Below are 12,807 nucleotides of genomic sequence, written 5' to 3'. Positions count from 1 at the left end.
ATCAGATCCTTCCACGCGGGTCGTTGCGGTCAATTTCGTGCAGGGTGCCTGCTTCGAGATGCAGGCGGCGGTCTGCAGCATCGAAATAATGGTCGTCATGGGTGACGGCGATGATGGTCGTGCCGCGTGCCTTTATCTGTGGCAGGATTTCGTAATAGAATTTTTTACGGAAATAGGGGTCCTGATCGGCGGCCCATTCATCGAGAACAAGGATCGGGCGATGTTCGAGCAGGGCGGTAATCAGGCCCAGCCGTTTGCGTTGCCCGGCCGACAGGGCGGTGGAAACGAACTTGCCATCGCGAATGCCTGTCACATGGGACAGTTCAAACAGGTTCAGCCAGTGGGTGGCTTCGTCGGGATCAATTTCGGCCGATCCGTGCAATTCCGAAAACAGGTGGAAATCGGAAAACACGGTGGCGATCTTGTCACGGAAGGAGGCGATGGTTTGCGCGCCAAGCTGGATATCATCAAACCGGATGGCCCCGGATACCGGCCGATAAAGGGCTGTCAGAAGCTTGATCAGGGTTGATTTGCCCGCCCCGTTGCCGCCGGTAATAAAGATCAGTTCGCCCTTTTTGACCGAGAGGCTGATCGGGCCAAGCATGAAGCCGTGGCGCGGGTCGCGGTTGGGATAGGTAAAGCAGACATCCTCGAACGCGATGTTTGAAAATGTATCGGGGAGACTGGTGCCGTTTTCTTCAACCGGTTCGGCAATCGCGCGCAAATCCTGTGACAGGGTGACCATGCGCGCAGCAGCCTGTTCTGCCGAACCCAGTACCGCCATTGCCTGCACCACCGTACTGATCGGGCCGATCATGAACAGGACGGCCGTGCTGACCTTTGATATCGTTGATCCGAAATTATCGGCATAGACCGGCACGATAAAGACGATCACGGCCAGCAGGACATAAAAGGCCGTCATACCCATGATCATCTGCCGGAACATCAGGCTGTGGGTTTCAGCGGTGATCTGTTCCTTTTGCAGTGAATTTGCCGAAAAGGCATTGAAAAGGGTGCTGCTGCGCGACGACCACATCCGGACTTCGCGGATGCCGGAAAACAGATCGGCGATCTTGCCAAACAGGGCATTTTCGGCGTGATGGAGTTTGCCAAACCACATGCCGAGCTCTTTGCCCATGCGCAGGTAAATGACGATCCCGGCCCCGATCACCAGCACGATCAGGAAAAAGGCCAGCGTGGAGAGCCAGAAAACATAGCACATCACCGCAACGACCAGCAGAAGGGATCGGAACGACATGCCGATCATGTGCGAGTTTTGCGAAATGACCTGTGTGCTTTGGGTTATGCTGTCAAACAGGCGGGCCTGACCAAAGGTTTCAAGCTGGGCGAAGTCGGCATGCGCAATCTGATCGAGCAGTTTGCGGCGCACCTTGTCGATGCCCTGTTCGATCTGGGTCGAGATATTGGCAAGCAGGAAAACTTCGGCCAGGAAATAGACCACGGCAAGGGCGATGAAGCCGCCTGCCAGAAGCCAGTCAACCCGGTCCACCCCGTTATCGGCGATGCCTTCGGCGGCGGTATTGACGAGCCCCAGCAGGACCGCACTGCCCGCACCCGATAGCGCACCGGCAAAGGCAAGCCGGGCCATCAGTCTGTTATCTCCCCAAGACAACAGTTCGAGCAATTTCATCTGTTTGCAGTCCCCATAGAACCCGACGCGGGTGTTTGTCCGCGACTGTACCGGTGCCCGGCAGGGCTGTCCAGTCGCTGTCCAGTTGGGGGCATAACCGAAAGCCTTTTTCGCGTCGAAAGAATTCAGATCGTTGCGCGGTAGGGCAGCGGAATGGGGCCTTCGCTGTTGATCACAAGCACGTTGCTTTGGGCATTCAGACCAAAACGGGCCCGAAGATCGTTGTTTTTTGCGACATGCCAAAGCCCGGCAATTCCGGCAATGCCGGTATCCCATGTTTCAAGCGGGGCGTCGCCATTGATCCCGGCGGAAAGCGCGTTCTGAACCAGAAGGGCGACATCATCGTCAATCGCGATGCTTTGGGTGGAGACTTCGCGCAGGATTTCAAATGCCGGAAGACTCGGTTTGCCACACGACAGCCCGATCATGCGGGTCAGGAGTTTGCCCGGAACCGATGTCAGTTCGCCGGTTGCGAGGCTTGCCTGAATGCAGGCGGCGTTTGTTGCCTCTACCGTGCAGACATTCGGTTTCTGGCCGCTTTCATGCCAGAGCCCGATGGCGCAACCGGCCGCCATGCCGCCAACCCCGCATTGCAGGAAAACATGATCGGGGGTGATGTTTTCATCCCGAAGCTGCCGGGCGCATTCGATCCCCAGAACCGCGTAACCCGCCATGATGTCCCGGGTGACGTCGAGTTCGTGACCATAGTCGGTATCGGTGATCAGAAGGATATCGGGCGATTGCGCGGCATGTTCGGCGGCAAGGACCGCATCGTCATAGGTGCCGTCGATCCGGACGATTTCAGCGCCGTTATCGATGATGCGCGTGATGCGGGCCTGATCGACTTCGGACCCGACATAAATCCGTGCGTGGCAGCCAAATTTCCGGGCCGCCCATGCAACCGCAAGGCCGTGATTGCCATCGGTTGCGGCAACGGCGGTATAGTCCGCGCATTGGGGGCTTCCGGGTGTCAGGCCGCGTTTCAAAAGCTGCTGTTTCAGGCCATAGGGGGCGCCAAGGGCCTTGACCCCGCCCAGACCGAACCGTTTGCTTTCATCCTTGATCCAGACGGTGCCAAGACCCAGTTCGCGGGCGAGCCCGTTGGCGCGGAGCAGCGGGCTTTGGCGATATTCCGGCCAGGAGGATATCAGATCGAACGCCTGATAAATATCGTTGCGCCCGGGATCAAGGGCGATGATGGACGTCATCGATTTCTCCGAAATCTGGCCGTGGTTCGGTTTTCTGTTATATGTTCTTCTGGTTTATGAGGGGCGTATGATGTTGCGTCAAACACAATCTGAATATCAACGGTCGTGCGGGATCGTCGTGAAGATGATTGTGTTAAATCGCTGAGAATAGGGATATTAATTCATCTTCGCTCTCGACGGGTTTCCCGATGATCCATTAGGATATGGTCATTGGGATGCGGGGATTGATTCATCACTAACGATGAGTGGACGGTTTTGCGTTTTGAACTCGGCATGAGAATGATTGCGACCGGTATGCTGGCGATGCTGTTGTCAGCGGGGGCCGTGGGTGCCCATGCACAGGGAAGCGGTACCGTTGCCGAGGACGCAAATGCCGATATGTCCCCGGTTGATGTCCTGCCTGATATCGATGTCGATACTTATGACGATGCCATCATCGACCCGGCAAAAACCAATCCCGATCTGATCGACGGCCTGATTTACAAGCCCGATGCCATTCCGCTGTCGCAGTATCGCCGGCGCGCAACCGACCCGGAAAGTCTGGCGGCGTTAAGCAATGTCGATGTGATTGCCGGTGATGGCCAGACGGAACGATCCTATTACGCGGCGATTTACAGCGGCAGTACGAGTGGCGTGTATTTCAAGGTTGCCGCCCAGATTTGCGACATGATGAGCCGGACCTTTGAACGCCATCGGGTGCATTGCGTACCATTGCGATCCCAGGGGGTCGGCAGCAATATCCGCCTGATGAAAGAAGGGCGGGTGCAGCTTGCCATCGTGCAGTCGAACAATAACTGGGAAGCGCAGAAAGGCATTGCGCCGATCCCCGGTGCGCGGTCGGTGATGTCGTTGCATGACGAAATGGGATTGCTGGTGGTGCGCAATGATTCCGATATTGAATCGATCGCCGATCTGCGCGGCAAACGCATCAATATCGGACCGGAAGGATCGGCATCGCGGGAATTGTGGCTTGAACTTCTGTCGCGATACAAATTGACGCTGGACGATCTTGATACCGTTTACGGCGTTGCGCAGGATTATAACGAGCTTGGCATCTGCGAGAATTATATCGATGCGTTCGGTCTTTGGATCGGGCATCCGGCGTCGCTGATCGAAGATACGCTTGGCTGCGGGGCGCGGGTTGTCGGCATGGGCGGGCCGTTGACCGATGAAATGGTCAAGGCAAACCAGTATTTCTTTAATCAGGTTTTGCCAGCAAAGACATATAGCGCACAGGAAGAAGCGATTTCATCCTATGGTTTCAAGGCGTCGCTGATTGCCTATGAACCGGCTGATCCGTATGTGGTGTACTGGATCACGCGGATCGTGCATGAAAATATCGACCGGATGAAGGAAATGTATCCGACATTCCGGAGTGTCGTTGCTGACGACATGTTCAAAAAGGGCAATTTCCTGCCGTTCCATAAGGGGGCGGCGTGTTATTGGGAAACCGATGCGCATGCCTGCGACTGGCAGCCCTATTATCAGCAGGCCGACCCGAAAGGGCAGCGCAAATGGAATTATACCTATCAGCAATAAGCCGCGATATTAAGCGGGCGGAAGCGGCGCCCAGCCGATGCGCGGGGCGGTTCCGCGGCCCGATGACTGGCAAAACTGGCCGATAAATCCGTCATCAAGCAATTTCCGACAGGTCGCAAGATCGTCGCTGGCGCACCAGATGGCGGTATCGGGGGCGCGGGCGGATTTTGCATCCTGATCGGGGCCGATATCCCGTCGCAGCAAGAACCGGTTTCCGCCAAATTTTGCGATCAAGCCATGAATGGCAAGACCAGTTGATACGGTGCTGATCAGGCTTGGAAAATTGGTCGGGGCGACGGTGCTGAGCGCGATGGTTCGTCCGAATTTCCGGGCCATTTCGATCCGGTATTCAACCATTTTGCGTTGCCATCCCTGTCCGCGCCATTTTGGATCAACGGCGACCCCGTCGATATGGGCGACCTGGCCCAGCAGATCGGGGGGCAGGTGATGGTCGATGCCGAAATTGGGATCACCATCACGCGGCAATCCCAGCACGCAATAGGCCATCAGACGATCATCGTCAAAGACGCCAAAGATTTGCCCGCAGGCATCAAGATGATCGGCAAAGAACTGATCGGTTTCGGTGGCGGCATTGCCCGGCGGCAGATCGGCGATCACCCTGTGATGCAGGGCGATGATGGCCGGAAGGTGGGATGGATCAAGCCGGGTCAGGGTGCTCATTCGATGACTTCCGCGTAATCAAGCAGCGACAGCGGCGGATAGAGTTTAAGCTTCCGCGCCGATGACAGCCGGATCAGATAGGAAAACCGGTCAAGCGTTTCGACCGGGATATCGGCCGGCGATATGCCATCGATCAGGATCTGTTCGACCTTGCTGGCGGCAAGGCGGCCGACAAGTTCATAACGGCTGACAAGGCCCAGCATGGCGTGGCCGTCGCGGACTTCAAGTTCGGTCGCGCTAAAGGCGGCAAGCCCGTTGGCAAAACCGGCATCGGTCAGGGTATCGCGATAATTGCCGATGAAATTATCCGGTCCGATATACAGGATATCGGCCCCCTTGCGGGCAAGTTCGGCAACGGCAGGGGGAATGTCATCCTGTGAGGGTTCGCCGTCGGTGCCGAGCGGAGCGGCCAGGACTTCGAAGCCCATTTCGCGGCCCAGTTCGGTCAGATCGGCGACGTTGGAAACGGAATTGTCTTCGCGGCTGTTATAGACAACGCCAAGTTTGTCCATCGGGCGATAGGCACGGATGGCATTGATCTGGGCGGGAAGCGGGGCGATGTGGGCGGCACCCGTGACATTGGGGCGGCTTTGGCCCGCAGGGGCGGCAATGCCGGTTTTCCACGGCGATGAAACCATCACATAAACCACCGGAAGGTCGGTAATGTTTTGCGCCGGATCGACGGCATCATATTTGCCGACCACGGCCGACGTGATCCCGGTGCCCCATGTGTAAACCAGATCGGGCGGGTCTTTGCGGATCTGATCGATGATGGCAGGCACGCGCGACAGATCGCGCGCAGTGTCATAAATGGTCAGGTCGACGGGAATGCTGTTTTCATCGAAATAGGCGCGAAATCCCTGTTCGACATTGGTTTCGCCGCGCCACAGGACCATCGCGATTTTAAGCGGGTCCGGTTGCGATTGTGCATATACCGCCGGAGCAAAGATTGTGACGGCGATGGCCACAAGAATGCCCAACAGACGAAAGGCGGGGAGAAGGGAAAAGGTCATTTCGTTCCTCCCTCGTTCTTCTGTTCTGCGGGCACATGGCCGATCAGAAGTTCAAAGCACAGAACCGAAACAGCGGCAAAGGCCCCGAAGATCAGAACCGCGTGCGTTGTTCCGACCAGAAGGGTCAGACCGGCGGCAAGCAACGGACCCGCAGCCCCGCCCAGCCGTTCGGCAAGACGCAGGACGGCAAGAACCGGGCCGGTGCCGTGATCCTTGGTGAAATCCTTGCTGAGTTTCAGGCTGGCGGAAAGCTGCGCGGGGATTGAGGTCGCCTGCGCCAGACCAAGCAGGGCGACGGCAACCGCAAACAGGGCATATTCCGGAAGCCAGCCCGCCAGCAACAAGCCTGCTGCCGTTAGCCCGCCACCAATGCCGACCGCGCGGGTTTCGTTCTGGTTCTTGTCGGTCCATTTTGCCGCGGCCCAGCCGGTCAGGATCGCGACCAGCCCATAAAGCATGATCACCCGCCCGGTTTCAGCCGTGGTTGCACCCGATTGCAGCAGGATCATCGGGGTCAGGTAATATAAAAAACCGCTGAGGATCAGTTTGGCGGGAATGGCGGCGAACAGGATCAGGACCTGCAAACGGCGATTGCCGAGCATGGCGCGAAGGGCGGCACGTGTCGGGATCGGTGGCGGGGTTTTGCCGCGCACCATGTTATCCATCAGGAAGAAGGCCAGAAGGACTGCGAGAAACGCAATGGTCGCACCGGCGATAAAGGTCATGTCCGGGCCGAAATGGCCCGCAACAATCCCGCCAATCGCCGGGCCGCAGATATCGGCCAGCATGATGCCGCTGACCATCATGGCAGTACCCTGTGTGCGGTTGCTGTCATTGGTGGCATCAAGGACATAGGACTGACAGGCGACAAAGGTGGTGGCGTAACCGATCCCCGACAATGCCCGCCACAGCACAAGATCCCATATGCCCCCGGCAAAGGCGGTACCGATCAGGCCAAGCGTCGCCAGAAACGCGCCGCACAGATACATGCGAAGTGACCCGACCTGTTCCTGAAACAGGCTGCAGATCGGCATGGCAAGGGCAACCATCAGAAGATGAACCGCCATGACCACGCCAGCACCAAGCTGCCCGTCGATGCTGTGGGATGTGACCTGGCTAAAGAAGGCGGGCATGATTGGCCGGGCCAGTTCTTCGGCAAGGACGAACATGAAGGCCAGCATGCGGACACCGATCAGCTTTACCTCGCGTTCGCGCTGGGGATGGGTTCCGACCTTTTTGGCGGTGGTGTTGATCAGGGAATTGATCCGTTCCATGAACTGGCCGATTTCGTCATGGGTGCTTTGGCCATGCAGCAGGGTGAATTTGCGATCGCGCACATTGTCCAGAACCTTGCGCGCGACCCTTACCGGCAGGGCGACATTGACGGTTAACACCAGCAACATCAGCTCGAACGACAGGGCGAGCGTGATGATGAAAATGATCGCAATGTCATAAAGATTATCCGTCACCGGGCGCATCAGGGCCGCACGGGCATGCCCAAGGACGACTTCGATATCGTCCTGTCCCTCGGCGCGGGGCAGGTCCAGACGGGTGACGATATAGGCGGTATCATTGCCCGACGGTTCCTTAAGGGCGGTGGCGATTTCATCCGATGACAGACCGCCTGCATGCAGGATGTCACCGGCCTTGTCGGTGATGGCAGCAAAAACCAGATCGGGATCGCCATTGCGAAGCTGATAGACCACGGTTTCAAAACCGACAATTTCGCGCAGCGGAATGCCAAGCCGCAGGGCGTTTTCGATCTTTTCGCCAAGAACCCGGGCTTCGATCCCGGCCTTTTCACGGATTTCGGTTTGCAGATCGGCGCGCGCCAGTTCGGCGGCGCGCCACGAAATCCCGACCAGTGCGATGCAAAGCGAGATTGTACTGAACAGCAGCAGAATCCAGATCGTGCCCTTGGGGAACAGGCGGCTTCGGATATTGCCACCATGAGGGGAGGTCGGAGTGTCAGGTTTGGTATCGGGATTGGCAGAGAGGGTCATTTCAGCGGCTCCGCCGGGGTTTCCGATTGGCGTTTGGTGTTGCCCTTTTTTGTTTCGTGGGGCAACTGATCGCGGATTTCGCGGTACAGGGAAATTAGTTCGATTTCGCTTTGGGTCAGGACATCGCCATCATGGGGGCGGATATTGGGGGCCTTGCCCGCAACCGCGCGCGCCAGATCTTCGTGCAGTTCTTCGAAAACGCGATGGCGGCGGCGCATCAGAATGAACAGAACGCCAAGAATGGGGATAATCATGCCCATGCCCAAGGCCGCCGATTTCCACATTTCGGAGAAGGCATTGGCAAGTTTGGCTTCGGAGGTTTCGGCGCTTGCCGTAATGACAACCTGCCCGGCGCATTGGCCGAGGCTGTCGCGCAGGACCTGTCCGGCGGTGGCGATGCCCGGTGTGAAATCGATCCACTGATCGCGGGACTGTTGGGGAATTGCCGCGCCAGAGAGCGTCTGATCATCGGGGGATCGGGCGGCGTTGCTGATGATGGTGCCGTCACAATCAAGAACGGCGACATTGCGGATATCGTTGGACATATCCAGACGCCGGTTCAGGATTGATTGCAGGTTTTCCATGTTTTCCAGCCGCAAACCCAGATCGATACCGGCCACGATATCCTGACTGGTTTCATTGAGGATCACGGTCATGCGCTGGGCCAGAAGGGTGTGTAGGGTCTGGTCGAATCGCAGATAGTTCAGGACCGTGGTCATGCTTAAGGCGCTTGCAAGCACAAGGAAAAGGGCCAGCCCGATCTTGGTAGACAGCTTCAAAACGTGTCTCCGGCGACATATATTTTCAAAATATTTTCAAAACACAGTCCTGTTAAGCCGGTTATATCCTCAGAAACCCGCTTTCACAAACCATATGGTTGATTGCATCGGGGGTTGGGTCAAGGCTGTATAAATCCTTGATTCGGTTTGCAGTGCCGATAGTTAGCGATTATGATTTGCCGCGGGACAATAAACCGGGGGACGTGATGGGGGCTGAAACGCTTGAAGTGCTGAAACGGCGCAAACAGCACCGTCTTGCAAGTGGTGTTGTGCAACGCAATACCCTTTGGGCGGCCACGACCGGTTTTGTTCCGATCCCTGTTGTCGATTCTGCGGCCACGGTTGCCGTGCAGCTTAAAATGCTGGCGGAACTGAGCGATGTTTACGGTGTTGCGTTCAATAAAAGCAGCGGCAAATCCGTGATCGCGGCCTTAACGGCGTGCATTACCAGTGGCGTTTTGGGGCGGGCTCTTTTGGGGACGGGGATATTTGCCAATCTTGCCAAGGTGATGCCGGTTGTCGGATCGGCACTGAGCATCGTGACCATGCCGGGTTTCAATGCGGCATTTACCTATGCGCTTGGTCGGGTTTTTCAGCAGCATTACGCCGCAGGCGGGACGATGGCGGACTTTGACGCCAAAAAGGCGGAGGCCGAGTTCCGCCAGAAATTCAAGGATGGCCTGAAATTCGATCAGGACGGGAAAACGGCGTGAAGAACGCGTAATCGCGCAATAACAGGAATTCGGGTGGCGAAACGATGCATTTGATTTTGATTGTAATTTATCTATTGGCCTGCATTGTTTGCGGCATGCTGGGACGCCGGACATCGTTCGGGTTTCTGGGGCATTTCCTGCTGGCGATTGTGATTACCCCGATTGGCGATTTTCTGGTTCAGATCGTTGCGCGCCCGTCGCGGGAGCTTCGTGAAAAGCTTAAAGACCTTGATTATGATTAAGATGATGACTGACGGGCGATCAGCATGCGTCACGATACACCCGACGACGAGATGATGAATGGTTGATAGCGCGACAGTCGCACCCGGTGCACCAGACGAAAACGGAACCGCCCGCAAAAGAGGGCGATGGTCGATCTTTTGGCGGCGCTTTTTCATTAGTGCTGGCGTACGCCTGCGGAGGTTGCGCACGGCTTTTCTGATCGGTCTTCTGTTCCTGCTGGTCGCTATTTTCGCGTTGGCGCCGCAGATTTTCATTACCGTGCCCGCGGGGCATGTTGCGGTGATGTGGTACCGGTTCTTTGGCGGGACGGTCGTTGATAAAAGCTACGGCGAAGGTATTCACATGATCTTCCCGTGGGATGAAATGTATATCTATGACGCCCGCCTGCAGAATCAGGCGCGCGTTTATGACACGATTTCATCGAACGGCCTGTCGATGGAAGTCGACATCGCGGTGCGCTATCGCATCAACCGCGAAGCGGTCGGGATGCTGCACAAGCTGGTCGGGCCGAATTATGCCGAAGTCCTTGTATATCCGGAAATCGGATCGCACGCGCGTGAACTGATTTCGCGTTACACCCCTGAACAGCTTTATACCGAAACCCGTGCCTTCATTCAGGCAGAAATCCTTGAGCGCATGGTCAACGAACTTGGATCGTCGCTGGTCAATCAAAGCTTCCAGGGGCGGCTGGTGACGGTTGAAGACGTTCTGATCCGGTCCGTGACACTGCCGGAACGCGTGGCGGATGCGATTGAACGCAAGGCCGAACAGTATCAGGCGATGCTGGAATATGATTTCCGTCTGGCGCGCGAGGAAAAGGAAAAGCAGCGCAAGAAGATCGAGGCGGAAGGTATTCGTGAATTCCAGGATATCGTCGCCAAAACGATCACCGAGGAATATCTGCGCCTGCGCGGTATCGAAGCGACCATGACGCTTGCGACATCGAAAAACAGCAAGACGATCATCATTGGCGGCAAGGATGGCCTGCCCGTGATCCTCAATACCGCGGATGCACCGACGGCCAGCAGCTCGGATTCCGGTTCTGGGGCAGAGCTTGTGAACGATACGGCCGAAAGCCTGCCGAATGCCGGGGCGCTTAATGCACGGTCGCAGGAAATCGCGCCGCAAAATGCGATTTCGCCCGGCGTTCGCGAACCTGCTGATCCGTCAGGCAGACGGGCACGGCCTGCGGCGGCAAATTCGAACACGCAGCCCGTCACACCGCCAATGAAACCGGCCGCCCCGACAGGCCCGGCAGCAGGGGCGTCAGAAGATGTTTCAACAGCGGGTAAAACCGCCGGAGATGTTTTGAAATCGATTGCGCCGGTCTTTGATCAATCCAGTGGTAGCGGGGGCGGTGTCGTTAAACAGAGCGACATGGAACCGGTCGCGACACACGAGAGTGCAGGGCAGCCTGAAATTTCAAAAACCGGTAGCAAATAAAGGGTGTTGCACGTTGCTACTTCGGGTTAGTTCAGGTAAAGTTGAAGAATAAATTTTGCGTGCAGATCATCAACCTGAAGGTAGACATTCAAGAGGCGATAATGAGCGAAGCAGAAACCATCGAAGAGACTGAAGAAGTGGCCGTCGCGAAGGCGGATGAAATTCGTGCCCAGTCCCGTGACTGCATCCATCGCCATAGCGTTTATGCTGCGGTTGGTGGTCTTGTTCCGATCCCGTTCCTTGAAATGGCCACCAGCAGCACCATCCAGCTGCGGATGCTTGCAAAACTTTGCGACATTTACGGTGTTCCGTTCTCTGAGAACGCGATCAAGAATTCGATTTCGACCCTGGTTGCAACGGTTCTGCCGATGACCGGTGTCGGTTATGCAACGGCGGCACTGGTGCGCAAGGTTCCGGTTGTCGGCACGATCTTTGGCGTTGTTGCCATGCCGACCTTTGCCGGTGCCTGCACCTATGCGTTGGGTCGTGTTTTCGCCTGGCACTTTGCCAAGGGCGGAACGGTTGCCGATTTCGACGCCGATGAAATGAAAGGTCGTTTCAAGGACGAATTCGAAGACGGCAAACGTAAGGCGTCCGAATTTGTCAAAGGCGGCAAAACCACTGCCAAACCGGCAGCAGGTGCGACGACCGCCAAGGCCTGATTGATCATCAGGTTTTCAGATTGTATTTCGGGAATGCCCAAAGCATGCTTTGGGCATTCTTTTTTGTCTGTTTGCAATGACGCATAAAAGGCCACTGCATGCCCCCGATCAGAACCCATCGCCTTGTGTTCGAGCGCCCGAAGGGCACCGGCACATTTGTGCCGTCCGATATCCTGCGGGCGACGCTGGCGGTTTTTGATCTTGGCGATATGGACGATGCCGGGTGTAACAAACTGGCAGAAAGCCAGTTGCATGCCGCCGAAAAAGCCCGGCTGTCGGGGTTTCGGCATGATCGCCGCCGGAAAAGTTTTATCAGCGGGCGGTTGGCGGCGAAGGCCGCGTTGACGGCCCATTTGCCGGGGATTGATCCGCAATCGATTGAAATCGGATCAGGGGTTTTTGATCAGCCAATGATTGTTGGCGGCGGCGAAGATGTGCAGGGCATGGCAGTTTCGCTGTCGCATTCGGACCGGTTTGCGGTGGCGCTTGTGTTTCATCGTGCCCATCCGCTGGGCATTGATGTTGATCTGCCGGTGATGAAGGATGTGCCCGCAATTCTGGACGGGATCGCGCCCGATATACGGACGATGATCCGTGCCCATGATTTGGATGATCATGGGGCGGCCTGCCTGCTTTGGGTGGCACGCGAAAGCCTTGCCAAGACCATTACCACGGGAATGATGACGCCGCTTGAACTTTACGCGCCGTCATCGATTGTGCACGAGGGGGCCTGTTTTGAGGTGCGGTATGCCAATTTCGGGCAGTATCGCACCATCATCTGGCCCGGTGCTCAGGGGTGGCTTGGCCTGACATTGCCGGATCAAACGCGGTTCGATCCGGCAAGCCTGCCCTGGGCCTGAGTTTTCAGTCCA

12 protein-coding genes are annotated in these 12,807 nt (G+C 56.8%); 6 read left to right on the top strand and 6 right to left on the bottom strand.

Annotated elements, in window-relative coordinates; genetic code table 11:
• Nucleotide 1 precedes the first annotated feature (1 nt).
• Nucleotides 2-1,651: a cyclic peptide export ABC transporter gene (locus J7395_RS17375; protein ID WP_114109912.1), complete on the bottom strand. Its 1,650-nt coding sequence runs from the start codon at nucleotides 1,649-1,651 to the stop codon at nucleotides 2-4.
• A gap of 125 nt (nucleotides 1,652-1,776) precedes the next feature.
• Nucleotides 1,777-2,859 (bottom strand): diaminopropionate ammonia-lyase, encoded by a 1,083-nt coding sequence (locus J7395_RS17370; protein ID WP_209222720.1) that lies wholly within the window; start codon nucleotides 2,857-2,859, stop codon nucleotides 1,777-1,779.
• Between the two features lie 273 nt (nucleotides 2,860-3,132).
• Between J7395_RS17370 and J7395_RS17365 the strand changes: the two genes are divergently transcribed.
• Nucleotides 3,133-4,398 (top strand): TAXI family TRAP transporter solute-binding subunit, encoded by a 1,266-nt coding sequence (locus J7395_RS17365; protein WP_097053441.1) that lies wholly within the window; start codon nucleotides 3,133-3,135, stop codon nucleotides 4,396-4,398.
• Between the two features lie 9 nt (nucleotides 4,399-4,407).
• Here J7395_RS17365 and J7395_RS17360 read toward each other — a convergent pair whose 3' ends face one another.
• Genes J7395_RS17360 through J7395_RS17345 form a run of 4 tightly spaced genes read right to left on the bottom strand, consistent with a single transcriptional unit; the run spans nucleotide 4,408 to nucleotide 8,874 of the window.
• A complete protein-coding gene (locus tag J7395_RS17360; protein WP_209222718.1) occupies nucleotides 4,408-5,079 on the bottom strand; it encodes a GNAT family N-acetyltransferase in 672 nt (223 codons plus the stop codon).
• Nucleotides 5,076-6,092: an ABC transporter substrate-binding protein gene (locus tag J7395_RS17355; RefSeq protein WP_209222716.1), complete on the bottom strand. Its 1,017-nt coding sequence runs from the start codon at nucleotides 6,090-6,092 to the stop codon at nucleotides 5,076-5,078. Before J7395_RS17355 ends, J7395_RS17360 begins: the two co-directional genes overlap by 4 nt.
• Nucleotides 6,089-8,095 (bottom strand): MFS transporter, encoded by a 2,007-nt coding sequence (locus J7395_RS17350; protein ID WP_209222714.1) that lies wholly within the window; start codon nucleotides 8,093-8,095, stop codon nucleotides 6,089-6,091. The genes J7395_RS17355 and J7395_RS17350 overlap by 4 nt, the downstream gene beginning before the upstream one ends.
• Nucleotides 8,092-8,874, bottom strand: coding sequence for a hypothetical protein (locus J7395_RS17345; protein WP_209222712.1), 783 nt, complete (start codon nucleotides 8,872-8,874; stop codon nucleotides 8,092-8,094). Before J7395_RS17345 ends, J7395_RS17350 begins: the two co-directional genes overlap by 4 nt.
• Nucleotides 8,875-9,080: 206 nt before the next feature.
• Between J7395_RS17345 and J7395_RS17340 the strand changes: the two genes are divergently transcribed.
• From J7395_RS17340 to J7395_RS17320, 5 genes are all read left to right on the top strand, one after another.
• Nucleotides 9,081-9,587 (top strand): DUF697 domain-containing protein, encoded by a 507-nt coding sequence (locus tag J7395_RS17340; protein ID WP_062959061.1) that lies wholly within the window; start codon nucleotides 9,081-9,083, stop codon nucleotides 9,585-9,587.
• A 44-nt stretch (nucleotides 9,588-9,631) separates the two neighbouring features.
• The gene (locus tag J7395_RS17335; RefSeq protein WP_062953552.1) at nucleotides 9,632-9,829 is read left to right on the top strand and encodes a hypothetical protein; all 198 of its coding nucleotides are present in this window, start codon (nucleotides 9,632-9,634) and stop codon (nucleotides 9,827-9,829) included.
• Between the two features lie 181 nt (nucleotides 9,830-10,010).
• On the top strand, nucleotides 10,011-11,273 hold the full coding sequence (locus J7395_RS17330) for a prohibitin family protein (RefSeq protein WP_247742257.1): 1,263 nt from the start codon (nucleotides 10,011-10,013) through the stop codon (nucleotides 11,271-11,273).
• 101 nt (nucleotides 11,274-11,374) lie between these two features.
• A complete protein-coding gene (locus tag J7395_RS17325; protein ID WP_062953554.1) occupies nucleotides 11,375-11,935 on the top strand; it encodes a DUF697 domain-containing protein in 561 nt (186 codons plus the stop codon).
• Between the two features lie 98 nt (nucleotides 11,936-12,033).
• A complete protein-coding gene (locus J7395_RS17320; protein ID WP_209222708.1) occupies nucleotides 12,034-12,795 on the top strand; it encodes a hypothetical protein in 762 nt (253 codons plus the stop codon).
• Nucleotides 12,796-12,807: the final 12 nt, after the last annotated feature.

The sequence above is a fragment of the Thalassospira sp. A3_1 genome (assembly GCF_017744215.1).
Classification (GTDB): Bacteria; Pseudomonadota; Alphaproteobacteria; order Rhodospirillales; family Thalassospiraceae; genus Thalassospira; species Thalassospira lucentensis_A.
This window is presented reverse-complemented; position numbering and strand designations above follow the sequence as displayed.